23 protein-coding genes are annotated in these 24669 nt (G+C 47.8%); 19 read left to right on the forward strand and 4 right to left on the reverse strand.

All coding sequences use genetic code 11. The features are described from left to right. Positions 1-214: 214 nt before the first annotated feature. The 6 genes from C7R91_RS11685 (at position 215) to C7R91_RS11710 (ending at position 5820) form a co-directional block, all read left to right on the forward strand. Positions 215-1192: a homoserine kinase gene (locus C7R91_RS11685; protein ID WP_047070411.1), complete on the forward strand. Its 978-nt coding sequence runs from the start codon at positions 215-217 to the stop codon at positions 1190-1192. 18 nt (positions 1193-1210) lie between these two features. Beyond that, positions 1211-1672: a GNAT family N-acetyltransferase gene (locus C7R91_RS11690; RefSeq protein ID WP_047070412.1), complete on the forward strand. Its 462-nt coding sequence runs from the start codon at positions 1211-1213 to the stop codon at positions 1670-1672. 94 nt (positions 1673-1766) lie between these two features. Then, positions 1767-2699, forward strand: a complete 933-nt coding sequence (locus C7R91_RS11695) for a YobF C-terminal domain-containing protein (protein ID WP_047070413.1) — start codon at positions 1767-1769, stop codon at positions 2697-2699. Between the two features lie 191 nt (positions 2700-2890). After that, positions 2891-4057 carry a dicarboxylate/amino acid:cation symporter gene (locus tag C7R91_RS11700; RefSeq protein ID WP_047070414.1) on the forward strand — a complete coding sequence of 389 codons (1167 nt, stop codon included), beginning with the start codon at positions 2891-2893 and terminating at the stop codon, positions 4055-4057. Positions 4058-4250: 193 nt separating this feature from the next. Beyond that, complete coding sequence (locus C7R91_RS11705; protein WP_047070415.1) at positions 4251-4640, forward strand: hypothetical protein; 390 nt, start codon at positions 4251-4253, stop codon at positions 4638-4640. Between the two features lie 718 nt (positions 4641-5358). Next, on the forward strand, positions 5359-5820 hold the full coding sequence (locus C7R91_RS11710) for a hypothetical protein (protein WP_047071238.1): 462 nt from the start codon (positions 5359-5361) through the stop codon (positions 5818-5820). Between the two features lie 98 nt (positions 5821-5918). Here C7R91_RS11710 and C7R91_RS11715 read toward each other — a convergent pair whose 3' ends face one another. Beyond that, positions 5919-6356, reverse strand: coding sequence for a Dps family protein (locus C7R91_RS11715; RefSeq protein ID WP_047070416.1), 438 nt, complete (start codon positions 6354-6356; stop codon positions 5919-5921). An 87-nt stretch (positions 6357-6443) separates the two neighbouring features. Between C7R91_RS11715 and mobA the strand changes: the two genes are divergently transcribed. Both mobA and C7R91_RS29320 read left to right on the forward strand, forming a co-directional pair. Then, positions 6444-7076: a molybdenum cofactor guanylyltransferase gene (mobA, locus tag C7R91_RS11720; protein ID WP_047070417.1), complete on the forward strand. Its 633-nt coding sequence runs from the start codon at positions 6444-6446 to the stop codon at positions 7074-7076. Between the two features lie 151 nt (positions 7077-7227). Next, a complete protein-coding gene (locus tag C7R91_RS29320) occupies positions 7228-7545 on the forward strand; it encodes a hypothetical protein (RefSeq protein ID WP_162488998.1) in 318 nt (105 codons plus the stop codon). Between the two features lie 248 nt (positions 7546-7793). On the opposite strand, the gene fdhD is transcribed toward C7R91_RS29320, so the two are convergent. Then, entirely contained in the window at positions 7794-8591 is a 798-nt protein-coding gene (gene fdhD, locus C7R91_RS11735) for a formate dehydrogenase accessory sulfurtransferase FdhD (RefSeq protein WP_047070419.1), read from the reverse strand. A gap of 401 nt (positions 8592-8992) precedes the next feature. Between fdhD and C7R91_RS11740 the strand changes: the two genes are divergently transcribed. From C7R91_RS11740 to C7R91_RS11765, 6 genes are all read left to right on the forward strand, one after another. Further along, positions 8993-10267 carry an L-lactate MFS transporter gene (locus tag C7R91_RS11740; RefSeq protein ID WP_304363576.1) on the forward strand — a complete coding sequence of 425 codons (1275 nt, stop codon included), beginning with the start codon at positions 8993-8995 and terminating at the stop codon, positions 10265-10267. Positions 10268-10320: 53 nt separating this feature from the next. Further along, positions 10321-10686: a Na-translocating system protein MpsC family protein gene (locus C7R91_RS11745; RefSeq protein WP_012684864.1), complete on the forward strand. Its 366-nt coding sequence runs from the start codon at positions 10321-10323 to the stop codon at positions 10684-10686. A 194-nt stretch (positions 10687-10880) separates the two neighbouring features. Further along, positions 10881-13229, forward strand: coding sequence for an FdhF/YdeP family oxidoreductase (locus C7R91_RS11750; RefSeq protein ID WP_047070421.1), 2349 nt, complete (start codon positions 10881-10883; stop codon positions 13227-13229). 42 nt (positions 13230-13271) lie between these two features. Further along, positions 13272-14531, forward strand: coding sequence for a molybdopterin molybdotransferase MoeA (locus C7R91_RS11755; RefSeq protein WP_047070422.1), 1260 nt, complete (start codon positions 13272-13274; stop codon positions 14529-14531). A 3-nt stretch (positions 14532-14534) separates the two neighbouring features. After that, the gene (mobB, locus tag C7R91_RS11760) at positions 14535-15050 is read left to right on the forward strand and encodes a molybdopterin-guanine dinucleotide biosynthesis protein B (protein ID WP_047070423.1); all 516 of its coding nucleotides are present in this window, start codon (positions 14535-14537) and stop codon (positions 15048-15050) included. Positions 15051-15355: 305 nt separating this feature from the next. Beyond that, entirely contained in the window at positions 15356-15892 is a 537-nt protein-coding gene (locus C7R91_RS11765; protein WP_047070424.1) for a pyridoxamine 5'-phosphate oxidase family protein, read from the forward strand. Here the strand turns inward: C7R91_RS11765 and pdxR are convergent. Continuing rightward, positions 15870-17312 carry a MocR-like pyridoxine biosynthesis transcription factor PdxR gene (gene pdxR / locus C7R91_RS11770; RefSeq protein ID WP_047070425.1) on the reverse strand — a complete coding sequence of 481 codons (1443 nt, stop codon included), beginning with the start codon at positions 17310-17312 and terminating at the stop codon, positions 15870-15872. The two genes, C7R91_RS11765 and pdxR, sit on opposite strands and share 23 nt — an antisense overlap. 232 nt (positions 17313-17544) lie before the next feature. Between pdxR and hmpA the strand changes: the two genes are divergently transcribed. Next, positions 17545-18762 carry an NO-inducible flavohemoprotein gene (gene hmpA, locus C7R91_RS11775; RefSeq protein WP_047070426.1) on the forward strand — a complete coding sequence of 406 codons (1218 nt, stop codon included), beginning with the start codon at positions 17545-17547 and terminating at the stop codon, positions 18760-18762. Positions 18763-18789: 27 nt separating this feature from the next. On the opposite strand, the gene C7R91_RS11780 is transcribed toward hmpA, so the two are convergent. Continuing rightward, a complete protein-coding gene (locus C7R91_RS11780) occupies positions 18790-19299 on the reverse strand; it encodes a Crp/Fnr family transcriptional regulator (RefSeq protein ID WP_047070427.1) in 510 nt (169 codons plus the stop codon). Between the two features lie 165 nt (positions 19300-19464). On the opposite strand from C7R91_RS11780, the gene C7R91_RS11785 reads away from it, so the two are divergent. The 4 genes from C7R91_RS11785 to C7R91_RS11800 all read left to right on the forward strand — a co-directional run bounded on the left by C7R91_RS11785 (position 19465) and on the right by C7R91_RS11800 (position 24621). Continuing rightward, entirely contained in the window at positions 19465-20406 is a 942-nt protein-coding gene (locus C7R91_RS11785) for an MBL fold metallo-hydrolase (RefSeq protein WP_047070428.1), read from the forward strand. Positions 20407-20530: 124 nt separating this feature from the next. Then, entirely contained in the window at positions 20531-22321 is a 1791-nt protein-coding gene (locus C7R91_RS11790; RefSeq protein ID WP_047070429.1) for a M3 family oligoendopeptidase, read from the forward strand. Between the two features lie 181 nt (positions 22322-22502). Continuing rightward, positions 22503-23465 carry a metal-dependent hydrolase gene (locus tag C7R91_RS11795; protein ID WP_047070430.1) on the forward strand — a complete coding sequence of 321 codons (963 nt, stop codon included), beginning with the start codon at positions 22503-22505 and terminating at the stop codon, positions 23463-23465. A gap of 235 nt (positions 23466-23700) precedes the next feature. Then, entirely contained in the window at positions 23701-24621 is a 921-nt protein-coding gene (locus C7R91_RS11800; protein ID WP_047070431.1) for an ArsR/SmtB family transcription factor, read from the forward strand. The last annotated feature ends 48 nt before the right edge of the window (positions 24622-24669 follow it).

Below are 24669 nucleotides of genomic sequence, written 5' to 3' on the forward strand. Positions count from 1 at the left end.
TGACATCAAACCTTCTGATGAGTACGAATCCATTACTTATGTTGCCCGATTCCTTGAAAAGCTTATTCAGCAAGGGGGACAAATCGTTTAGTCTGTACCAGACCTTGATCGGCCTTTAGCCCTTCAAGGTCCTTTTTCTTGCTGTGTCCTTTTCCCTATTCACACGTCTTCTATAATAACTTCCCAATACTTGGCAAAAAGGAGCAGCATGACTATGCATTTACCCGTCGTCTACTCAACCATCTGTGAAAAAGCATTACAGAAAGTACTTCAGGAAGCATATCCAACCGAACAAATACAATCTGTTCACTACATGCTTCGAGGCATGAACGATACGTACCTAGTAAAGACGATTGATCAAAAACGAATTTTCAGGCTGTATCGCAGTGATTGGCGAACAGAGGAAGCAGCTGTCGCGTTCGAGATGGAGCTGTTGCTCCATTTGAACAGACAAGGAGTATCTGTTTCTGTGCCAATTGCGGACGGCTCAGGAAACCATGTCTTGAGACTGCAAGCAGCAGAGGGCAATCGCTTTGGTGCGTTGTTCACTTTTGCCTGTGGCAAGGAGCAGGAGATCGATACCGAAGAACTGAGCGAACGATTCGGCAGAGCCGTTGCCGAGCTGCATGTCAAATCAGAAGGCTTTTCCACACAGCAAGCTCGCGAGGTGTGGGACGCCAAGACACTGATTCATCGCCCGTTAGCCATCATCGAGTCACGTCTGCAGCATCGGAAGGAAGATTTTCAATTCCTCCAAAAGCTGGCGATTGAGCTGGAAGCCAAGCTGAACGAGCATATCCGTGCCGGACTCGACTGGGGGATTTGCCACGGAGACCTTCAAGGGAATTTTAATACGAACTTTTGTGAGGACAACACCTGTACCCACTTTGATTTCGACCTGTGCGGATATGGCTGGCGGGCGTATGATTTGGCTGCTTTCAAGCTGAGCCGAATATTGATCGAGGAAGATGACGAACTGGTGGAATCGCTATGGAATGCTTTTCTAAAAGGATATACCGAGGTTCGTCCCTTATCTGAAAACGACCAGGCTGCGGTGTCGCTCATGACAGGCATTCGCCAATTGTGGCTAATGGGGCTGTGCATGCATGATCCTCATATCATGGGTAGCACCGATTCGGATGATGCTTTTGTGAGTGAGAAGATGGAGTTTTTCAAAAAATATTTCGTGTAAGAGAGGGTTTTTCCAAACATGCGCATTGAACAGTTGCAAGCAGATAGCCGTTACCTGAAGGAAATCGTAGAACTATGGAATCAAAACGCAATCGAAACTGTAGGATACGAGCTAACAGATGGAGAAATGGCAGGCATCGAACAGCAGGTGGTCCAGTATTGCCGATCGGAATACGGAGTCGTACATATTGCGCTTGACGATGACGACCAGCTTGTTGGTTATGGGCTTGCCTCCATGAAAAAAGAGATGGTGCATGAAACTTACTCGGGGCATGTAGATGAACTGTATGTGGCTCCAGTGTACCGTAAACAAAAAGCGGGGCAAGCGATTTTTCACAGCTTGAAAAGCTGGCTTCTCGCGCAAGAAGTTTCGCACATTCAAGTGTTTGTGGATGTAGAGAATGAGTCAGCACAAGCTTTTTGGGAGAAAACCGGATTTGAGAAAGAGTTTTTCGTCATGTCGGAAGAAGAGGAAGAATGAAGAAGCGTTTTGCAAAGCGTTGTCAGAAAAGCATGTGTCCCGAAGTCAATGATAGGTAAGCCATACATTGACGAGAAAGAGGGAGAAGAAAAGCATGTTACCGTACATCGGAAGTGGCGCGTACTGCTACGCAAATTCATCATCAATGCTTTTGGAGACGATTGGGGAGAAGGTACCGCCTGCTGTACTTGAAGTACTCTCTGGCGTAGGCATTGGGGCGATGTGGCATGAAGAGCAGAAAGTCATTTATTTCGGACAAGAGATTCCAGATCGTGGTGTAAGTCATGCGTTGGAGCTACTAGGGTTTCGCTGGACGGAAAAGTCAGGGGATGCTGAGGGAGAGCCACCATTGGAGCAATTACGGCGTGATGTGGAGAATGGGCCCGTTTTGCTCGGACCACTTGATATGGGCTATTTGACGTATAATCCCAATGCTGCTTATTTGGGAGGAGCTGACCATTTTGTTCTCGCGTACAGGATGGATGAGCAAGAAATCTACCTGCATGATCCGGCAGGATTCCCTTTTGTGAGCTTGCCATTGTCCCAGTTTGTCTTGGCATGGAAAGCCGAAAAAATCTTCGATCGCCTCTTTTCTTATCACTACTGGACAGCACCAAAGCGTGTAGGCATTCCGTCAGAGGAGGAGCAAGCTGCAAATGCCCTTCGTTTATTCCAAGGGATTTATCAGGAAAGTGCATCGGCTAAACCAAGCGCTTCGGTCCTATACGGTAAGGAAGCGATCTTGCGGGTAGTGAAACGGATAGAAGAGGAGGGCGGACTCTCCCCGGCAGAAGTTGGTCATCTCTCCTATTTTGCTTTCCAATTAGGTGCGAGGCGAGCCCTGGATTTCGCTGTGTTTTACTCGAAGCATGCGCCAGAGTTGGCGGCAATCAAAGAGAGGCAGGCGAAGCAATTTGGACGTTGTCACACACTGATCGTGACAAAGAATGAGCAAGAGCTAGCGAATGCCATGCGCGTATTGGCAGACATCGAAGAGGAATTTCGCCAGGTGCTTTGCGCCAAATAAAATCGTTCCCCCAAGTGAGTAAGCAACGCTCATTGGGGGTTTTTATTTAATTTGAATATTTTTACTTTATTATGATTCATGACAATCTCATCCCGGATGTGTTACCTTGTTATTCATCAGTCCGTGTAAAAGAGACACAGTCCATTCCACGTGGACATTTTTTATCAATACTTAACGGAGGTTTAATATTAATGAAACAGCTAGGTTTACTACCCAAAATCCTGATCGCCATTGTCCTTGGGGTCGGAATCGGCTCTATTTCGCCGATTTGGGTTGTGAAAGGATTGGCTACATTTAGTGGCCTGTTTGGAAATTTCCTCGGATTTGCGATTCCGTTGATTATCATTGGATTTATCGCGCCAGGCATCGGTGAGCTGGGCAAAGGGGCAGGGCGTTTGCTTGGGGTAACCACAGGGGTTGCTTACTTGTCTACGATCCTCGCAGGAGTGCTTGCTTATTGGGTCAGTACGAGTATTTTTCCACACATTCTTGAGGTAGGTGGACTGGTGAATCAGTATGCCAACCCGGAGGAAGCACTGGTGAAGCCATTCTTTACCGTGGACATGCCGCCGATTGTAGGTGTGATGACAGCATTGTTGCTCGCCTTTACCCTTGGTCTTGGAGCGACTGTCATCAAAGGGAATGCCCTGCAAAATGTGATGGTAGACTTGAGAGATATCGTCGAGAAGCTGATTGCTTCCGTCATTATCCCGTTGCTTCCATTACATATCCTGTCTGTATTTTCCAATCTGACCTATGGTGGACAAGTCACCATGATTTTGTCCGTATTTGTGAAAGTTTTCGTCATGATTATCGTCTTGCATCTATTCTATCTGTTCGTGCAGTACATGATAGCAGGTCAGATGGGACGCAAAAACCCATTCAAGCTGATAAAAAATATGCTTCCCGCTTACTTCACAGCGATTGGAACACAATCATCTGCGGCCACCATTCCTGTGACACTGAATCAGACCAAGAAAAACGGTGTGAGCGAAAAAATCGCGGACTTCGTCGTTCCACTCTGTGCAACGATCCATCTTTCCGGAAGCACGATTACGCTTGTCAGCTGTTCCATGGCAGTTATGATGCTAAATGACATGGCGACATCCTTTAGTGTGATGTTTCCATTCATCTTGATGCTCGGTGTAACGATGATCGCCGCACCAGGTGTGCCGGGCGGAGCAGTCATGGCAGCACTCGGATTGATGGAGACTATGCTCGGATTTACTACCACGTTGACTTCGTTGATGATTGCTCTGTACATCGCGCAGGATAGCTTTGGCACTGCTTGTAACGTAACGGGTGATGGTGCGATTGCGGTGATTACGGATCGATTGAGTGAGGAGAAAGCGGCATAAAAATGCTGTTATTGGGAACAAGGACCTGTCCAGGTATGGATGGGTCTTTTTGATAGATAAAGAATTGAGAGATCATTATTCACAATCAAATTTTTACCAAAAACGACAATTTTATTAAAGAAACATTATATTTTGACAATCGATTGAATTGGTGTTATATTTCTATTGATCCAAAATATAGGAGGTTATTTTCGTGAAAAAAGTCCTGTTAGCATTGACTCTAGTATTTGCTGTATCCTCTTCTGCATTTGCTGCAAGTTCGGAAACAGAGCCCAACAATACCTTTGAAACGGCTGATTCCTTTACAATAAACACAGGCATTTCAGGAACCACTGATTTCGATGACCGAGATTACTTCGTTTTTCAAGCAAACAAGACTGGGAAAGTTCGCGTTACACTGACACATACGAGTGACAAAGGGGCTCCAGCATTCCAAGTATATGAACAAGACCGCACTAAGATTGGAACGTCTGACTATAGTACCCCTATGGAGATCAATGTAGTTGCAGGTAAAAAATACTATGTGCAAGTATTGGGAATAGTCGGTTCCCCATCCTATACTGTATCCGCTGAAAATCTGTAATCAAGGATTGTCTAGAAAATAGATAACACTGTTGCAGAACAGCTTCGGTACGGCTTACGCCATATGCGATTTGTGATTACGAATCGATTTGAGGGAAGACAGCTTGATAATCTACAGAAGGAACCTGTCCAATTGTGGATGGGTTTTTTTCGTAAATAATAGGGTAAACAACTTTCGCAAAAAAGTGATATGGGATCATACATAATTGGTAAAGTGTTTTTCGTGGAGAAAGTGTTCTACTAAATTTTTTGATTAAGTACTGCGCGTTCTGTTCTCAAAAGTGATTCGGGATGTGGGCCTGGCAGTGAGGATCACTCATATCGGCAGTGCTGATCCGGAAGTGAGCTTGACGATCATTCAGATGCACCGCATTAATCGTTAAAAGAATCACTGTTGAAGCTCGGAAACGCTCGTGTGGAGTGTAAATTTTCACGGGTGGATGGTAGGGAAGTGACATTTTACACAAACAAGCGATAGGTGCGCTGCACATTATCCGGTTCATCCTTAGTATCACGGTAGGATTTACTTGCCGTTCCTCGAAGAAGATTCCGAAAACATGCTGGCAGAAGATACGAAAATGAAGGACCTGCAGAGAAATGTAGTTGCATGGATAGTAGGTGGGGGGCAAATTCCCCCGTTTCCAACTAGTACGAATTATATTATCATTGGATATAATTCCATCATTCTACTTTTTGCGAAAAGGGGAATACATAACGCAATGTTTAACGAACGGAAAGCGTTACAAATGACATTGCAGGCCATGCTAGAGCAGCGTATGGCACTGCGTCGACAGTATGTTGATCAGGACAAGCAGTTGGGAGCTGACATCAAGCAGCTTCTGAGCCGCATTCGCGAGTTGGATAATGAAGCCGGGATCGGAGAAGAAGTGAGCCAAGACGATGTAGCTATGTCAACAGAGGAATATTCCGATGATGTGATGAAGCGAATGAAGGTGAGAAAGGCGCACATTCGTCATGATTATGTGGAAGTTGCGAAGCACATCGAAAACCTGTTACGGGAATCGATGTCGCCAATGTCATTGGCTGATCTCTGCTCCGTATTGAAAGCACGGCACCAGGTAGAGTTTGCGAGTCCCTACATTGGTGTACAGAAGTCATTAAAGTATTTACCCCAAGTAAAAGTAGAAAAGGACGGGCGGAAACTGATTTTTTCACTCTAGGAAAGCAGGGTGAGATAGGCAGTTTCGCGGGAGGCAAGACCTCAAAAAGGCGATGTGTCTATGCACAATCGCCTTTTGGTGTCTATTGATTTACTTGCTTATTGTAAGAAGGATTTGAGCATCCAAATGTGTTTTTCCAAGCTGCTGCGGATTCCCAACAGCATATCGGCTGTGGCTTCATCGTCGGCTTGGTCTGCCGTTTCCATAGCCAGCTTCAGTTCATCCACGAGAATGGAGAAGTCTCTCGCGATCGTTTCTACCATTTCCTCAGCTGTTTCGCTTCCTTGTGCTTCGGTGATGCTTGCTGTGTTCAGACATGCAGCCAAAGTCGCTACAGGCTTTCCGCCGATGGAGAGGACACGTTCAGCGAGGGAATCGAGATTCGCTGCTGCTTCGTTGTACAATTCCTCAAATTTTGCGTGGAGCGTAAAGAAGTGCGGTCCTTTTACATTCCAGTGAAAATTGTGTAGTTTTGTATAGAGGACTGTCCAGTTTGCCACTTGTTTATTTAGAGCGCTGTAGAGTGTGTTTTCCATCGAGAATCTCTCCTTATTTATAATAATTATTTGTTTAAACTTATTATAAACTAATAAGAGTTATTGTCAACAACCAGGAGGAAATTTATGCAGCAGCTGCGTATCGGTGCGGTTATTTTAGCGGGCGGAAAAAGCAGCAGAATGGGCTCGCCAAAGCAAAAATTGCCGTGGAGGGACGGAACCTTTTTAACAGAGCTGGTAAAGGAAGTACAGGCGGTTGGCTTGTCTTGCTTCATTGTAGCGAACGATTTTTCGGACACTCAAGTGACACAAAAGGAACAAATTGATGTACAGCCCGTCACAATAACACCTGATCTGGTACCATCCTGCGGTCCTGTGAGTGGACTGGTTACTGCTTTTCGCGTAAGCTCCGAGGATGCTTTGCTGGTGTTGTCCTGCGACCTACCTTTTATGGATCGTGTACAAATAGCCAAACTCATTGAATTTGCCAGGGAGAGGGACGACTGGGATGTGATTGTCGCCCAATCAGAAGGACGAACCCATCCATTATGTGCAGTGTACCATCGGAGAACGCAGACTAATTGGGAGCAGGCGCTGTTGCATGGACAGCGAAGATTGATGCGGACTTTAGATGAACTGCGAGTGGTGCCCTTGCCTGATGAATGGTTGGACCCTTGGGCTGTATTTAATGTAAACACGCCGGAAGAGTACGAACAGGCAAAAAGCGAAGAAAAACGCAGAAAGACAGGACATGCTTGAGACGTGTCCTGTTTTTCGTTTGGAAAAAAGGGGCTTTTCATAGAGGGCTATCATACAAGCGTTTCTCTGGACAAACCGTATGAATAGTAGTGATGGCTAACGAAAGGAGGGAGCGCAATGACAAGAAAGTGCAAAATACAGGGCAAACACCATGGTCAACACTATTGCGGCAAAAAACCCGACAAGTATTACGACCACCACTGTTGCGGCAAAAAACCCGACAAGTATTACGACCACCACTGCTGTTGCAAAAAAACCGACAGATATTACGACACCTACTGCTGCTGCAAAAAACATGACAAGTATTACGATTACCACTGCTGTTGCAAGAAACACGACGATTACTACGAGCCACACTGCTGCTGCAAAAAGCATGAACATTGCCACGATCACTGCTCTTGCTGCAAACAACATGATTGCAAAGGCTTTGAAAAACATGACCACCATTGTTGCAAAAAGCAAGACATAGATGATGAAGACGAAGAAGAGGACGAAGACGAAGACAAAGACAAAGATGAAGAAGATGATGAGGACGAAGACGAAGATGAAGACGACCACTGCAAGCATAAAAGGAAACATTGCTGCTGCAAATAAAAAATTCCCACGTTCAAAGAACAAAAGCCCGAGAGGATAACTCGGGCTTTGAGATTTCCAAATGAAAAAACATAGAAAAGCGGGAAGGCTCTAAGCTTGTCCCGCTTTTGATTGATTTCTTCTTTAAGGCAGAAGAATTCTTTCGGCTTGTGTATACACGTTCATTTTGTCATTGCGGATAAAACCGACTGCCGTGAGCTTCAGTTCATCTGCCAATTGCAGGGCGAGATCAGTTGGAGCGGACTTCGACAAAATGATGCCAGCACCAATCTTGGCAGCCTTGAGCAGCACTTCAGACGAGATGCGTCCACTGAATACAAGAATTTTGTCCGTGGTGGAAATGTTATCTCGCAAGCATTTCCCATAGATCTTGTCGAGAGCATTGTGACGCCCGATATCGGAGAACTGAAGCAAAACTTCATCCGGTGTACAGAGGGCTGCATTGTGGACGCCACCTGTTTGGCGGTGGATCTCAGACGACGCTTGCAATTCCTTCATCAGGCGCATGCATTGAGCTGGGGTGACAGTTGTTGTGCTTTCAACAGGCTTTGCTGTGCGCGCATCGCTAAAAAAGTAAAAGGATTGTCTGCTTTTTCCGCAGCAGGAAGTAATTCTGCGTTTGGAGTAAAAGCTCTGCGACAAAATCGTTTCTTTATGCAAATCAACGTAAGCAAACCCTTGAGCCTCATTAATCGTAAGCTGTTTGATTTCCGAGTAGCTCTTGATGACACCCTCAGCTGCGAGAAAACCAACGACCATTTCTTCCAAGTCGGCCGGGGTACATACGATCGTAGCGAATTCCTCATCATTGAGGAAAATCGTGAGGGGGTACTCGGTAACGATTTCGTCGTCTTCCCAGCCATGTTGGTCAGCAGAAATTTTCAACACAGGCAATCGGGTGGTGATGGTTAGCTCGGACATACGGGCCTCCTTTTTGTCGAAATTATGAAGTTTTCATGGCTATTTTGTGAGGAAAATATTGTCGAGTGAACGCTTACATGGTAGTATACTATGTGAGATGAAAAGTGTCATAAAATTTTCGTCTTTCCATGTATTCATAGCGTAAGGACAGATTGACACGGAGCAGCGACCCTGCCACCGATTATTTTGTAGCCTTGCAGCGAATTACATAGTGAACACAATGCTTGTTGATGCTGATGTAGCGTTCCTGCTGATGATTAACTGCTGTGTTTCATCGTAGCCCTCGTTTCCAGTTGTGGAAACCTGGGTGAGTCGGTGAAATCAGCAGTTTTTCTTTTTTTCGCGAAGGCTGCTGATGAATCCGCAGCATGCTAAAGACCATTGCGAAGGAGATGAATGATTTGGAACAAAAAGTGAAAAACCGTTGGCTTATCGCGTTGGCTGCGGTGGGCATCCACATCTCGATTGGCTCGGTGTACGCCTGGAGTGTATTTACCAAGCCAATTACCGAGCAATTCGGCTGGGACTTGCCAGACGTTCAATTTACGTTTAGTATTGCGATCTTGTTCTTGGGGCTGTCTGCTGCCTTCCTCGGTCATTATGTCGAAAAGCACGGCCCGCGCAAAGCTGGCATTCTCGCATCTATCTTTTTTGGAGTAGGAACTGTCGGGGCTGGCTTGGCGATCCAATTGAGCAGCTTGCCTCTGTTGTACTTATGTTATGGAGTGCTGGGCGGTATCGGACTTGGGGTAGGCTATATCACGCCAGTATCGACTCTGGTCAAATGGTTTCCGGATCGTCGTGGGTTAGCAACGGGTCTTGCCATTATGGGCTTCGGTTTTGCTTCCATGATTGCCAGTCCGATTATGAACGCTTTGATTGCAAATGTAGGAATCGCGAACACCTTTTATATTTTGGGCATTATTTATTTCATTGTAATGTTGGCTTCGGCTCAATATTTGGCTCCACCTCCAAAAGGCTGGGTACCGGCTGGATTTTCCGCTGAGGGAACAGTTGGCAGCAAGCAAATCAAAAAAGATTTGTGCCAATTGACTGCCAACGAAGCGATCAAGACACGCCGTTTTTACTGGCTGTGGCTGATGCTGTTTATCAATGTGACATGTGGAATCGCTGTCATTTCGGTAGCATCGCCGATGGCGCAAGAAATGGTGGGCATGTCTGTCGGAACAGCAGCTTTGATGGTAGGGCTAAACGGTTTGTTCAACGGTGGTGGACGAATCGGCTGGGCTTCTCTGTCTGATTTCATTGGACGACCAAACACGTACACAGCTTTCTTTGCTATCCAAATGGTACTGTTCTTCCTGTTGCCGAATATGTCCAATCCGATCTTGTTCATGGTGGCGATGTTCATCATTATGACCTGTTACGGCGGTGGCTTTGCATCCATTCCGGCTTACATCGGTGACTTGTTTGGAACGAAGCAATTGGGCGCGATTCACGGCTATATTCTGACGGCATGGGCTGCTGCCGGCTTGGCAGGACCGATCTTTGCAGCATGGGTTCGCAAGACGACAGAAAGCTATACAGGAACCATGAGTGTTTTCGCAGGAATGTTCGTTGTCGCTCTGGTGATCTCGCTATTCGTCCGTCTGGATATCAGAAAACTGAAGGAAGAAGCCAAACAAAGAGAAAAGTCTGTTGAATTGGCTAGTTAATCAATGGTAAAGTTTAAGTAGAGAATGATTTGAAGTAAAGGTGATTTTCCTCGATGAATAAGTTCGAAGCAGAATTCAGTAATTTGGTCAGGGCTTTCCGAAAGCGCCATATGGGAAAGGGACCTAGCAAGATCAGCACCACGTTCTGCAAGAACTGGGCGATCTGCGAGATGGAAGGCAACCTTTCTCCGGTGGAAAAGTTCATCGCCACTTCGGAAGACGGAAAGCAGACATTACGAGCTGCCCGAACCGAAATGGTCAAAGAGATCTATCGGAAACACCAGCCAGTTGACATGGAAGCGTTTCTTGGAGCAAAACTCGTTGATCTATTCGTCGATATTGACATTGAACGGGATTTTGGAATGTCGATCTTTGTTTTTGATCAAGACATCGAAAAGAAAATGAAAAACGAACCGTAAGTCTAAACGAAGCAGCGTTCCTGTTCACCGGCTTAGACGTAACGGAATTCGCAAAAGCAAACACGAAGTTGAGACTAGGTAGCGAACCTGCCGTAGACAACCACCGTGAACACGCTCTTTTCCTATAGGACAAGGGACGGTTTCATGGTGGTTTTTTCGTCTCAATGGAGTTTACTAGAGGGGAGACTAAAGAAATGGGCAAGACCAAGCATGGCGGACCAATTAAGCTGGATACCTCGTGGAAGCCTTCCTTATGGGCTTCACTGATGCCGATGGGACTCGGAAAAATCAAGCCGCATCACATTCGCGATACGATGAAGGTGGCCTATGACAATCGCGATAATTTGGGCTATGCCTATCGCATTTTGACCCAAGGGGTTTGTGATGGCTGCGCTCTCGGCGTATCCGGTCTCTACGATCAGACGTTGACTGGACCGCATTTGTGCACCACGCGACTGAACGTACTGCGTCTCAATACCATGCCAGCCATGGATGCCAAATGGTTTGAAGACGTAAATGCGCTGCGCAAGCTGTCCAGCGAAGAACTGCGCAAGCTGGGAAGAATTCCGTATCCGCTTTCAAGAAAGCCAGGTGAAAACAAGTTCACCCGCATTAGCTGGGATGAAGCGTTAAACCGCATCGCGAGAAAAATCAAAAACATCAGCCCGAAACAGCTGGCCTTTTTCTTGACCGCTCGTGGGATTACGAATGAGGTATACTACACGGCAGCTAAAATGGCTCGTTTCCTCGGAACCAACAATATCGACAACGCATCACGTATTTGTCACTCGCCGAGTAAGACAGCATTGAAGCGTTCGGTTGGGATTGGTGCATCGAGCTGTAATTATCAAGATTGGATCGGTACCGATGTGCTCGTGTTCTGGGGCTCTGTACCAGGCAATAACCAGCCTGTATCGACGAAATACATGTATGCTGCGAAAAAAGCAGGAACGAAAATCATCCTGATCAACCCGTACAGAGAGCCAGCGATGGAGAAGTACTGGATTCCATCTGTACCGGATAGTGCATTGTTCGGTACGAAGATTGCGGACGATTTCTACCAAGTGAATATTGGTGGCGACATCGCATTCATGAACGGCGTGATGAAGATTTGGTTCGAGATGGAGGAAGCCAAACCAGGCTCAGCGATCAACCATGAATTTATCAAGGAGCACGCGAACGGAATCGAGGAGCTTCGCAAGCATGTGATGAATGAATCGTGGGACAAGATCGTAGAATCCTCCGGTCTCAGCCGCGAGCGTATCAAAGAATTCGCGCAACTGCTCGCCAACTCCAAAAATGGTGTATTCGTATGGAGTATGGGTTTGACTCAGCACAAATTCGGTACGGACAATATTTCTCAAGTAGCCAATCTGGCCATCCTTCGTGGGTTCTTGGGTCGCAAACACACAGGTCTTATGCCGATTCGCGGACACTCCGGCGTACAAGGCTCCGGTGAAATGGGTGCCGATCCATTCAGCTTGCCAGGTGGAGATTTTGAAGAAAAATCCTGGAACCGCATTGAAAAGATCTGGAAGTTCCCGATCCCGAAATGGCAAGGAGATATCGTCGGTATTTCTTTGGAGAATGCAGTGCTGCCAGATGGACACGAGCGCAAGACCAGATTGTTCTATACGAGTGGAGGTAACTTCCTGGAGACGATGCCAGATCCGGACTTCATGCAAAAATGCTTGGAGAGCATAGAAGTGCGTGTACATCAGGACATCATTTTCAACACATCAACGTTGGTGGATGCGAAGGAAGAAGTAATCGTACTGCCAGCAATGACTCGCTACGAGCAACCGGGTGGCGGAACTTCGACAAGTACAGAGCGTATGGTTTACTTCAGTGCCGAAGTGGAAGGGCCACGTATTGAAGAGGCGCGTGCGGAATGGGAGATTTACGTTGATCTGGCGGCACGGGTTAATCCAGAGAAAAAGCATCTGATGCACTTCTCAAGCGCAGCTGAAATTCGCGCAGAGATTGCCCTGGCGAATCCAAACTACGATGGTATCCAGCATCTGAAAAACCGCGGAGATGTTTTCCAATGGGGCGGTGCATGGTTGTGTGAAGGCGGCGTATGCCCGACACCGGACGGCAGAGCGAATCTGATTCCGATTGAGATTCCGGATTTGAACAAGCCAGAGGGACACTTCTATGTAACGACTCGTCGCGGTAAGCAGTTCAACTCGATGATCTACAGCAAGAAAGACCCGTTCAACAATGCGGACCGTTATGATATCCTGATCAATGCAGAGGATGCAAAAGAACTGCGCATTGCAGAAGGCGAAAATATCGTCGTTTACAATAAATATGGAACGTTCCAAGGACGTGCCAAATTTGAGGACACCAGACGCGGAAATATTCAAGTACACTGGCCGGAAGGGAACGTGCTCATTCCGAAGGGTGTATACGAGACATACGCAGGTATTCCCGAATACAATACAGCCGTGAAGGTTGAAAAAGCGGACACTTTCCACGCCAACAAAGATTTGAAATACGTGGAGAGAGAAGTGGAAGATTTGGAAGTAAACGTCGGCTAACGAGCAGAAGCAATGGGTGGTCAAGATTAGGAGGAACAAGCCATGCGTTTTTCGCGACAAACACTCTCAGTTGAGGAAGCGATGAGCAAGCTGTTGGCAAAACTGCTGACAGGGAGAACGGAACAAGTGCAGATCGGGGAGGCATACGGGCGGATACTAGCCTCTGATCTACATGCAACATACGATTTGCCGCACTTTGACCGCTCGCCGCTGGATGGGTTTGCCGTGAGAGCTGAGGATACAGTTGGGGCCTCCGTTGACCACCCGATTACGCTAACAGTGCTAGAGACGGTTGCGGCCGGGCAAGTACCTGCTAGAGAGTTGAAAAAGGGCTATGCGACGCGGATCATGACAGGTGCGATGATGCCTGCGGGTGCGGATGCGGTCATCATGTTTGAGCAAACGTACAATCCAGCCGAAGAGGCGGATGCTGTGCGGATCAAGCGGGAGATGAAGTCTGGGGAAAATGTATCACGTCGCGGTGAAGAGATGTCCACAGGAGCGATCATTGCCAAGGCGGGCGAGCGGATTAACGCAGGTACTCTCGCCAGCTTGGCTACGTTTGGCTATTCGCAAGTCGAGGTGTTCTGCAAGCCGCGTGTCGGTCTGATTTCGACTGGAAGCGAGCTGTTGGAGATTGATCAGCCGCTTGCTCTAGGAAAAATTCGCAACAGTAATACGGTGATGCTGACTGCCTTGATTGCCGAGGCAGGGGGCATCCCTGTTTCGTTTTCAAGACTGCCCGATGATCTGTCGGTGGCAAAGGCGAAAATCAGTGAATGCTTGCGAGGCGTGGATCTGGTCATTTCAAGCGGCGGTGTGTCTGTTGGGGATTTTGATGTGATTGCGGCTTTAGTGGATGAGCCAGAGGCGGAGCTTTTGTTCAATCGGATCGCGATTCGTCCGGGCAGTCCGACAACAGCGATGATCATGGAAGGCAAGCCTTTTATTGCTCTATCAGGGAATCCGGGTGCCTGTTTTCTCGGGTTTGAGTTATTTGCGCGAGCAGCCATTCGTCGCCTCTCGGGAGAAGCCCATGCTGTGCAGCACGTGATTAAGGCGAGACTTGGCGTTGATTATACGAAGCCTTGTCCATACCCGCGTTACCTGCGAGGGAAGCTCCTCGAAAAAGACGGGGTTTTGCACGCGATCCCTGATTTCAATGAAAAGGCAGGGAATCTGGGGACGTTGAAGGACAGCGAATGCTTTATGATCATACCAGCTGGGGGAAGCGGCCGAAAAGCAGGAGAGCTGGTTGATGTTCTCACGCATGCCGCCCCAACCTGGAGAAGAGAGGGATAGCGAATGGTCAAGCCACCTTGTGTTTTACAGATTGTCGGTTATTCGAACAGTGGCAAGACGACGCTGCTTACCAAGCTCATTCCGCTTCTCGAAAAAGCAGGGATAAGAGTTGGGGTCATCAAGCATGACGGGGGACACGATTTTGAGTGGGATCAGCCGGGGAAGGACACCTGGCGTTATCGTGAAGCCGGAGCCTCGCTGGTCGCGATCACATCTAAAACGAAAACGGCCATCGTGGAACAAAAGCCGCAGGAGTTGCCCGTCCTTATCCAGCGCTTGGCAGATGCGGGGGCCCAGCTCGTTTTGGTAGAAGGCTTCAAGCGTGAAGGCTATCCCAAGCTCGTCCTGCTTCGCAGGCCAGAAGATGAGGAGCTTTTATCGATTGTTACAAATTTGGTAGGGATCGTAGGCTGGTCAGACAAACGTCAGCCGGGGTTGCCATTTTTCGATATTAATGACATCGACAACTTGGCCGAGTTTGTAAGGGAACGGGTATCTGCTTGGTATTGTCAAAACTGATTACAAACATTGAGATCATTCCAGCTTGATTGGGAATGATCTTTTTTTGTAGCATGGCAGATGATCCGTGCAATGAAGTATATAGTAATGAGCACCACATTATTTTTACACGGTACCAGAAGAGAAAAGAACAGTTGGTGCGGTTCCAAGATGCCTGCTGCCGGGATATTCCGGCAGCTTTTTCGTTTTCTCATGCTTTAGAAGGTAGGTTATGGATTGCTTCAATTAGATGGTTTTGGACGTATATATTCACTCCAATGGCTGATAAACTTGCAGCATATTTCAAAATAATAGGAGTGGTAACAATGGATGGAGTGCGTTACAAAATTAGAGAAGTATTAGATAAGAACAAGATTGAGGCATTTTTGCAGCAAGCAAGAATCGGACATCTTGGAATGGTCGATGGTCATTTGCCGTATGTAGTTCCGCTCAATTTTGTTTGGACAAATGGGAAGCTTTATTTCCATGGTGGCACCGGCGGGAGAAGAAATCAGGTTATGGATGCTAATCCTGAGGTCTGTTTTACGGTTTGTGAAGAATATGGAACGATTACTGATCCGGTGCCAGCAAAGACGGACACAGCGTATATGAGTGTAATGATTTTTGGCAAGGCACAGCCTATAGCCGATCTAGATGAAGCTACATACATGTTACAAGAAATGATGAATAAGTATGTGCCAGGCTACTATAATCGGCCTTTACCTAAGCAGCACGTAGACAAATACCGTTCAGCAGTATTCGGTGGTCCGGTTCAGGTGTACCGAATAGATCCACAGCATATCACTGCGAAAGAAAATCCAATAGAAGAAGAAAAAATGTTCAAACCTGGTAAAACCGTGTAATCTCCGCAAGACGAAAAATGCCTTCTTCAATGGTTGATTCATCTACTTTAGCAAAGCCTAGCACCCATCCTTTTCGATCGCTTTTCAAACAATACTTGCTAAGTAGATAAACACGGATTCCTTTTTCCAGTGCTAGGATCGTCGCGGCTTCTTCATCAAACGATTTATCAGCTTCAAGGAGGATATGCAATCCCGTTTCTACGCCGCTTAGTGTGAAGTGTTCGACGAGACCTGTCGTGATAATGGCCTTCGTCATGGCTTCGTGTCTGCGCCGATATACATTTCGAACCCGTCTCATATGGCGCATGAAATGACCATGCTCAATAAAATGAGTAAGCGTTAATTGCTCCATAATCGGAAGATGACGATAGGTTAATTCATGGACTTTGGCGAGCTGGCGAATGGCCTCTTTGGGACCAACGATTGCCGATATCCGTATACCAGGAGCAATCATTTTGGAAAAACTCATCATATACAATGTGTTCTGAGGACGCTGACTGAACAAGGTTGGAAGTGGATCGCCTCGATAGCGAAATTCGCTGTCGTAATCATCCTCAACAATCCAAAACTGCTGCTCGGCAGCCATGTGTAACAATTGTTGCCTGCGAGGTTCGGACATAATGACTCCAACCGCACACTGGTGCGATGGCGTAACATAGACAAGCTTGGACCCCGGATGAATCTGGTCTGCGCATAATCCGTACTCGTCAACTGGAACGGAGACAACTTGCATACGCCGATACTTCATTGCCATCCAGGCAGCAGGGAAGCCTGGATCTTCCACAGAAACGGTATCCCCTTCATGTAAAAGGGCTTGGGCGATCAGATCGATGCTATGCTGTGCACCTGAGGTTAACATGATTTGATCGATATTTACATGAACGCCCCGTTCAAGTGACAAATAACGTTGAATCTGTTCTCGTAGCGGTTGGTATCCATAGGCATTGCCATAAGCCCAACAGTCCAGATTCGTTTCTGTGGAAGCCTGTAAAAACGAACGTCTCCAAATCTTTTGAAAATGTTCGTCCAAATATGGCTCATGGGGACTGAAATCGACCTCAACCTTTTGACTATTTTTGTCCCCGAACCAACCGTGCAAATGACCGATTGTAGCGTTTAATAAAGGCAACTCGGGTGGGACAGGTCCTTCGGGCGCAGCATCCTCTGAAGGGCGAGTTGCATAAATCCATTCGCTAACTCTCGTTCCACCGCGGCGAGAGGTGACAGTGTAGCCCCGGCTGAATAACTCCTCATAAACAATCTGTATGGTTGAACGGGAAACGCCAATTAAAGAAGCGAGTTCGCGGGAGGGGAGTAGCAATTCACCTGGCTGCCATTTTCCAGAGGTAATATTATGGATCGCTTGGTCCAGCAGCTGCTGCCAGATTGGACGTTCGTCATCTCGGTTTACGATTAGCATTGATTCACCTTCAGTGTTTTTGTTGGAATTTAATAACAAATCATTGGCTGATATGCTATCATGGCAATCGTTTCTTTTGCAACAAGACAGTTGGGGGACGACTTTTTGTTATGGCGTTTCGCAATTGTCACAAATCGTTTCTATTTCCTGTGACCAGAATCACATGTGTATCTGTGAACCTCCCGTACACTTGAAATATAGAGAGTACGAAGCACTTCAAGGAGGTTCTACGATGTTAAGCCAAAAAACCATTGAAATCATAAAATCAACCGTTCCTGTACTAGAGGTGCACGGAACTGCCATTACAAAACGTTTTTATCAAATGATGTTTGCCAAGCACCCTGAGCTTCTCAACATTTTCAACCACGCCAATCAAAAGCAGGGAAGACAGCAAACAGCTCTGGCAAATGCGGTGTATGCTGCGGCTTTGTATATTGATAAGCTGGAAACAATTCTGCCTGTTGTGAAGCAGATTGGACACAAGCACCGCAGCTTGGGAGTGAAGGCCGAACACTACCCAATCGTCGGAGAAAACCTGCTTGCTGCGATCAAGGACGTACTTGGGGATGCCGCTACGGACGAGATTATACAGGCGTGGGCGGAAGCGTATGGCGTCATTGCGGATGCCTTCATCGGTGTAGAACACGAAATGTATGAAGAGGCGGGCGGGCAGCCTGGAGGTTGGGTAGATTTCAGAGAGTTTATCGTCCAACGCAAGGTGAAGGAAAGCGACGTGATCACTTCCTTTTATCTGGTTCCGGCAGATGGTCAACCGATTTCCACCTATGAGCCAGGGCAGTATGTCAGCGTCAAGGTAGAATTACCGGGCGAGCAATATACACACATTCGCCAGTACAGTCTCTCTGATGCGCCAGGGAATGCGTACTACCGCATTTCTGTCAAGCGCGAGGACGCAATGCAAGATAAGCCAGCAGGAAAAGTATCCGTTTATTTGTCAGAGGAAGTGAAGGAAGGAGATAGCCTGCGGCTGTCTGCTCCGGCTGGAGATTTTACCTTACAGCAAGAGGACAGCCGTCCGGTTGTGCTGCTCAGTGGCGGTGTAGGATTGACCCCAATGATCAGCATGCTGAACACACTGATCAAATCGGGAACAGACCGTCCGATCACCTTCATTCACGCAGCGAAAAACGGAAATGTGCATGCCATGAAGCAGGCCGTAGAGGAGCTGGCCGCAAAACATCCGCAGCTCTCTGTCCACTGGTGCTATACACAGCCGACCGAAAAAGATCGATTGAACGGTGCTTTTCAGAAAGAAGGATATATCGACTTGCCGTGGCTGCAAAAGGTTATCGATACAAAAGAGGCGAGCTACTATTTCTGTGGTCCAATTCCATTCATGAAGACGATCAATGGTGCTCTGTTGGAATGGGGAGTACCAGCAGCCGATATTCATTATGAGTTCTTTGGTCCGGCAGCGACCTTGGCATAAAGAGGCTCTTACGAAAAAAGCCCAGGCTTATTCGCGATTCGCAGCTTGAGCGCGCAGCAGCCGATTTACCGTCTCGCGGCGAAGCCCGATGAGCTGACCGATTTCATCCTGAGTTAGCAAATCCGAAAGCGAAGCGACAGGGATGAATGTCTGAAACCAAAGCTGGAGCTTGCGAAGCTTTTCAGCAGGAGAGACTTCAGTCAGTTGATCGATACGCTGCTGCATCATCCGCAGCTTCCCTTGCAGCTGTAGCGCGATATCACGGCACTTTTCAGGATTGTCATCCAGATGGCGGTACCAATCGGGGGCAGACAGCACTTCGATCTCACAGGTCACGAGAGCGATTGCTGTCCCGTAATAGGGATTCGGGCTCATCAACGAATGATGCGGAATGATCTCATCTGGAACGATGATGTTGACCAGCGTCAATGCTCCGTCTGCATGTACCCGAACGATTTTTAACAGACCGCTCTTCAGATGATAGAGCGGTCCAGTTTCTCCTTGTCGAAACAGGACTTCTCCCTTGTGCAGGATCATGGGTTTCTCCTCGATTCTCTACGTTTTTCTCTAGCAATTATAGCAAGCCCGGCAGGAGGAAGTAAGCGAGCGTAAAAAGCAGTTTGCCGCTTTTTTAGGCTTGCTACAGCAAGGATGCCTTTTGCTATAGTGGGGAAATCACAGCTGGATAAAGGGAGTTGTCTGATGCTCAACTTTTTTACATGGGTAGGCTCCATAGTGGGGGTACTCACACTCGGATTGATTGGCTATGTGGCTTACCGCTACTGGTACCATATGGGTCAGCTTCCGAAGCCGGAGTTTCGTCATCTGGACACGAAAAAGCCAATGCCTGCCGACTGGAGTCATGATGAGGTTACATTTACATGGATCGGCCACTCGACGATTCTGTTGAATATGTTTGGTACGAAAATACTGACGGATCCGGTTTTGGGCGAGAAGCTGGGGATTAAGCTTGCAGGTGTCCATTTTGGTCCCAAGCGCTTTACGCCTCCTGCCCTCGACTTTGCTGAAATCGGCGAGGTAGATATCATTTTGCTATCGCATGCCCATATGGACCACGTCGATCTGCCTACCTTGCAGAAAATAGCGAATCGTTCCACTCATGTCATTACGGCACACCAGACGAGCAAGCTGTTCAAGCATATGCCATTTGGTTCATATGAGGAAATGCAGCCGGGGGAAGCCGTTACAACCAAAGAAGGACTGAAGATTACGGCGATTCCTGTTCGTCATTGGGGCAATCGCTTTCCATGGAATCATGAGTATGGCTACAACGGCTATATGATTGAGAAAAATGGCGTGCGCATCCTCTACCCAGGTGATACTGCTTATATCTCCATGGAAAATTTGCCAAAGCAATTCGGACCTATTGATCTGGTGTTCATGCCGATCGGCGCCTACAAGCCGGACTCGTATCAAGCCGCGCATTGTACGCCAGAGCAGGCATGGCAAATGTTCAAGGAGACCAAAGCCAAGTGGCTGGTGCCTATTCATTGGAATACGTTTGTGCTCTCGCGTGAGCCAGTTGATGAGCCGTTCGAGCGTCTGTTGGCAGCAGCGGGGGACGAGAGGGACAGGATCGTTGTTGAAAAACAAGGGGAGACGTTTTCGATCCCTGTTCAATAGGTGTGAAAAGCTGGCGACTGCTTACAATGCAGTCGCTTTTCTAATGATATGAATAAATGGGGAGGGAATAGCTACCTTATTATAGAAATATTTTTATCGAAGGAGTTTTTGAGGAGGGGTACATATGACAAAAGCATTGCCACAACGCTGGGATATGGATGTGATTTTTCCTGGTGGCAGTGAATCGGAGGATTTTCGAGCGTTTTTAGGGACTGTGGAAGGGGATATTGCGAACCTGAAAGCACGTTTTGAGCAATCTGGCGCAGGTTTGCATGAAACAGCGGCTTTCAAGGAAGTCGTCACTCATGTTCAAAGCATTGCCGTACGCGTGAGACAAGCAGGTGCATTCATTTCCTGCCTGACTGCTCAAAATGTAAAGGATGAGCCAGCCAAGCTGCTGGGTGGGCGTGTAAAGAGCATCTCGGCTGCGTTTGGTGCAGTATTGACGCGCTGGGAAGAACAATTGCTGGCTATCGACGAGGCTGCATGGGAGAATCTGCTGGCAGACGAAGAATTGCAACCGCTTGCTTTTGTGCTGAATGAGCGTCGCCGCCGTGCACAGGAAAAGTTGTCGCCTGAACAAGAAGTGTTGGCAAACGATTTAGCCGTAGACGGGTATCATGCTTGGCAAGATTTGTACAATGCGGTCGTGGGACGTATGACCATTGAGGTTGAGGTCAATGGAGAGACGAAGCAGATGTCTGTAGGGCAAGCTTCTAACCTGATGAGCAGTCCTGACCGTGCTGTTCGTGCCCAGGTTTTTGAAAAGTGGAAAGAAGCTTGGGGCAAGGAAACGGAGCTGTGCGCGCAGGCGCTGAATCACTTGGGTGGTTTCCGTCTCGCTCTCTACCGTCATCGCGGCTGGGATTCCGTCCTGCGTGAGCCGCTAGATATTGGACGCATGCAGGAAAAAACACTCGACGCGATGTGGCAGGCCATCGACATTCGCAAGGATCGTCTGGTTGCCTACCTGGAGCGCAAGGCAAAGCTGATCGGTGTAGACAAGCTGAGCTGGTACGATGTAGGAGCTCCAGTCGGTAAGGTACATAAAGAAGTGTCTTACGATGAAGCAGCTGCTCTGATCGTGGAGCACTTCAACCGCTTCAATCCGAGCATGGCTGAGTTTGCGCAAAAGGCATTCGATGAGGGCTGGATCGAAGCAGAGGATCGTCCTGGCAAGCGCCCAGGCGGATTCTGCACGAGCTTCCCAGTCAGTAAGCAGTCTCGCGTGTTCATGACGTATGCGGGAAGCGCAAGCAATGTTTCCACACTGGCACATGAGCTGGGGCATGCGTATCACCAGCAAGTCATGTGGGATTTGCCAGCCCTTAACCAAAACTATGCGATGAACGTAGCGGAAACAGCATCGACCTTCGCAGAGATGATCCTCGCTGACGCCGCTGTGAAAAATGCAGCGAATGAAGATGAAAAGCTGGTGCTCTTGGAAGATAAGCTGCAATCCATCGTCGCGTTTTTCATGAACATCCACGCTCGCTTTATTTTCGAGAAAAACTTCTACGAGAAGCGCAAAGAAGGTCTCGTTAGCGCGGCTGATCTCGACCGAATCATGGAAGAGGCGCAAAAGCAAGCGTACAACGGCGCTTTGGCAGATTATGAGCCGCACTTCTGGGCATCCAAGCTGCATTTCTATATCACATCGTATCCGTTCTACAACTTCCCGTACACATTCGGGTACTTGTTCAGCATGAGTGTCTATGCGCGTGCGCTTGAAGAAGGCGAGAGCTTTGCGCCGAAATACGATGCACTACTGCAAGATACGGGCCGCCTGATGGTAGAAGACTTGGCGAAGAAGCATCTCGGCGAGGATATGACGACAGTTGAGTTCTGGCAAAAAGCTGTTGATTTGGCTGTGGCAGACATCGACGAATTCCTGCGTCTGACAGAAGAAGCATAAATTCACGAATAAATAAGCGCCAAGCAGTCTGTCGCTACTCTGACAGGCTGCTTTTTTCGTTGAGAGATTGTTAATATTGCAGACGAAATCTTCGGATAACTTTTACCTGCGGTTTATAGAATCCTCGCTATTTTTTCGTACAGTAAAAGGGAAGAGAGTACTTGTAAAGGGAGGCATCGTAATGGACACTGGCAGTCATCTTTTGTTGGGTGTCACACTGGCGGGCTTAGCTCATATCACGCCGGCAGTGGCACATGATCCGGCGCTTGCTCAAGCGCTGATGGTCGCAACGGTAGTGGGATCTCATGCCCCGGATTTCGACACTGTGGCCAGACTTCGCGGTATTTCTTTTTACATTCGCTTTCATCGAGGAATTACTCATTCGATTCCCGCTTTGTTTCTGTGGCCACTGCTTATCAGTCTTCCTCTTGCCTGGGGGTTTGGTCTCATGGGGCAGTTCGGGATTTTGTACGGATGGACGCTGTTGGCTGTTATGCTGCATGTTTTTCTCGATATGCTAAACGCCTATGGAGTTCAATGTATTCGCCCCATTAGCAAGCGCTGGGTTCATTTGGATGTACTTGCGATTTTTGAACCACTGGTGTTCGCGGTTCATCTGGCAGCGGCGATATGGTGGATAGCTTTTAACGGAGATCCCAGCGTGCTGTTTCCGATAGCATATGGAATGACGCTCGTGTATATTGGCGTGCGGGCTTGGCAGCATCACCGTAACGTCAGACGGGTAGTAAGGGCATTAGAAACGAGCGGCATATCCCATGTTTTCCCGAGCATGCATCCTTTTCACTGGCGATTCGTCGTAGAGACGGAGGAACTGTTTTACACAGGGAGAATCGAGTATGCACGTGTGATACTCGAGGATGTGTATCCGAAGCAGCAGCGTGATGCAATCATTCAGGCTACCGTCGGTGTGGACGGCGTTCGTGCTTTTCTTGGATTTGCTCAACGAATCCACGTCACGTGGAAGGAGATTCATGACGGTTATGAAGTCACGTGGAGCGATGTGCGCTTTTGGTACAACCGCAAGCTGCCATTTGGCGTAGATGTTGTCTTGGATCGAGATTTGAACGTCGTTAATCATCGGTTGGGCTGGCGAAAAAAAGCGTGGGACCCGCCGTTTGTATAAGGGAAGCTAGTATAGGTAAGCCCCGTCAGTTTGTTGAAGCTGGGGGCTTACTTTTTTTGCGTGACCAAGGTGCCTCAGCGTCTGCTTCTTGCATTGTTTCAGTAAAGCTTTCTTCTCCTCCACTATGAAGACCCCATTCATAAGGACCTTTACAGGCTATTCCAACGAAATGGCGCTATGCAAAATCTAACAAGAATGATACACTGAAAAAAACTAAACGTTCGATGGTGATAGAATGAATGAGTTGTATTCGATCAGAGTAGAATGGTCTCCTGCGTATGAATGTATCATTAGCCTCTACACTTACATTTACGAGAAGGAGCGCAAGCATTATTTGCTTGGTACTGCTTGGAAAGAGGAGACAAAACAAAAGCTCCCGGCGTCTTTTGCAGATGAACTCGCAGATGAACGCTGGGAAGTACTCCACCGTTTGGTGCTGCTGGTAGCACAATCGCCGCAGACCAAATCCGTCGAAGAATTTCTTGGGTGGCTGGAGAACATCCCTCCCGGTGAAATTTATGAGCGTCTCGCGCCATGGGTGGAGACGATCCCGCTGAACTTGGGGGAAATTCGTGATCACAGCCTATCGTTGCTTACCCGGTGGAATGAACATTATTTTTCGAAGGTGGACCCACACATTTTGGAGAGTCTGCAACGGAGCGCCGATGAGCTGATGGTCCGCGTCAAAGAAACGCCTCCAATCGATTTGGTTGATCATGTAACGAACGGCATCTGGATTGAGCCGATGCCAGATTTGCGAGAGGTTGTACTGATCCCGCAATATCATTGTGCCCATTCTTCTGTTCTCGACTTTTATCGGGGGCTTGCCACTTGCATGTACCCTGTCAAAGATGCGGCAACGACCAAACCACAGCCGCTCCTGGAGCTGTTGCCTATCACACAGTGCCTCGCGGATGAAAAGCGCCTGCAAATCTTGCGCTGCCTGGCAAAAAAGACGTGCACTCTCGGTGAATTGCAGAAGCAAGTATCCTTAGCAAAAAGCACCGTCCATCATCATGTAACGGCGTTGCGCAGAGCGGGGCTGATTCGTGCTCATTACACAGGAAGTACGACGATTTCCTACTACAGTCTGCGAGAAGCCTTCGTCGAGCGTCTCCCGGATTTGCTTCGTTCCTTCTTCCATACATCAGAGTGATTTTGCTTACGTAAATGGCATGATTTTGTTGAGAGGGTAGGTTGAATC

This window comes from Brevibacillus formosus (assembly GCF_003013405.1).
Lineage (GTDB): Bacteria > Bacillota > Bacilli > Brevibacillales > Brevibacillaceae > Brevibacillus > Brevibacillus formosus.

What these genes read in the sequence shown, in the direction of transcription:
- hmpA (WP_047070426.1), top strand. Translation starts at nt 17,545, where the DNA reads ATGTTAAGCCAAAAAACCATTGAAATCATAAAATCAACCGTTCCTGTA.
- C7R91_RS11785 (WP_047070428.1), top strand. Translation starts at nt 19,465, where the DNA reads ATGCTCAACTTTTTTACATGGGTAGGCTCCATAGTGGGGGTACTCACA.
- C7R91_RS11715 (WP_047070416.1), bottom strand. Translation starts at nt 6,356, where the DNA reads ATGGAAAACACACTCTACAGCGCTCTAAATAAACAAGTGGCAAACTGG.
- fdhD (WP_047070419.1), bottom strand. Translation starts at nt 8,591, where the DNA reads ATGTCCGAGCTAACCATCACCACCCGATTGCCTGTGTTGAAAATTTCT.
- C7R91_RS11750 (WP_047070421.1), top strand. Translation starts at nt 10,881, where the DNA reads ATGGGCAAGACCAAGCATGGCGGACCAATTAAGCTGGATACCTCGTGG.
- C7R91_RS11800 (WP_047070431.1), top strand. Translation starts at nt 23,701, where the DNA reads ATGAATGAGTTGTATTCGATCAGAGTAGAATGGTCTCCTGCGTATGAA.
- mobB (WP_047070423.1), top strand. Translation starts at nt 14,535, where the DNA reads ATGGTCAAGCCACCTTGTGTTTTACAGATTGTCGGTTATTCGAACAGT.
- mobA (WP_047070417.1), top strand. Translation starts at nt 6,444, where the DNA reads ATGCAGCAGCTGCGTATCGGTGCGGTTATTTTAGCGGGCGGAAAAAGC.
- C7R91_RS11780 (WP_047070427.1), bottom strand. Translation starts at nt 19,299, where the DNA reads ATGATCCTGCACAAGGGAGAAGTCCTGTTTCGACAAGGAGAAACTGGA.
- C7R91_RS11790 (WP_047070429.1), top strand. Translation starts at nt 20,531, where the DNA reads ATGACAAAAGCATTGCCACAACGCTGGGATATGGATGTGATTTTTCCT.
- C7R91_RS29320 (WP_162488998.1), top strand. Translation starts at nt 7,228, where the DNA reads ATGGTCAACACTATTGCGGCAAAAAACCCGACAAGTATTACGACCACC.
- C7R91_RS11795 (WP_047070430.1), top strand. Translation starts at nt 22,503, where the DNA reads ATGGACACTGGCAGTCATCTTTTGTTGGGTGTCACACTGGCGGGCTTA.
- C7R91_RS11695 (WP_047070413.1), top strand. Translation starts at nt 1,767, where the DNA reads ATGTTACCGTACATCGGAAGTGGCGCGTACTGCTACGCAAATTCATCA.
- C7R91_RS11690 (WP_047070412.1), top strand. Translation starts at nt 1,211, where the DNA reads ATGCGCATTGAACAGTTGCAAGCAGATAGCCGTTACCTGAAGGAAATC.
- C7R91_RS11700 (WP_047070414.1), top strand. Translation starts at nt 2,891, where the DNA reads ATGAAACAGCTAGGTTTACTACCCAAAATCCTGATCGCCATTGTCCTT.
- C7R91_RS11745 (WP_012684864.1), top strand. Translation starts at nt 10,321, where the DNA reads ATGAATAAGTTCGAAGCAGAATTCAGTAATTTGGTCAGGGCTTTCCGA.
- C7R91_RS11685 (WP_047070411.1), top strand. Translation starts at nt 215, where the DNA reads ATGCATTTACCCGTCGTCTACTCAACCATCTGTGAAAAAGCATTACAG.
- C7R91_RS11755 (WP_047070422.1), top strand. Translation starts at nt 13,272, where the DNA reads ATGCGTTTTTCGCGACAAACACTCTCAGTTGAGGAAGCGATGAGCAAG.
- pdxR (WP_047070425.1), bottom strand. Translation starts at nt 17,312, where the DNA reads ATGCTAATCGTAAACCGAGATGACGAACGTCCAATCTGGCAGCAGCTG.
- C7R91_RS11710 (WP_047071238.1), top strand. Translation starts at nt 5,359, where the DNA reads ATGTTTAACGAACGGAAAGCGTTACAAATGACATTGCAGGCCATGCTA.
- C7R91_RS11765 (WP_047070424.1), top strand. Translation starts at nt 15,356, where the DNA reads ATGGATGGAGTGCGTTACAAAATTAGAGAAGTATTAGATAAGAACAAG.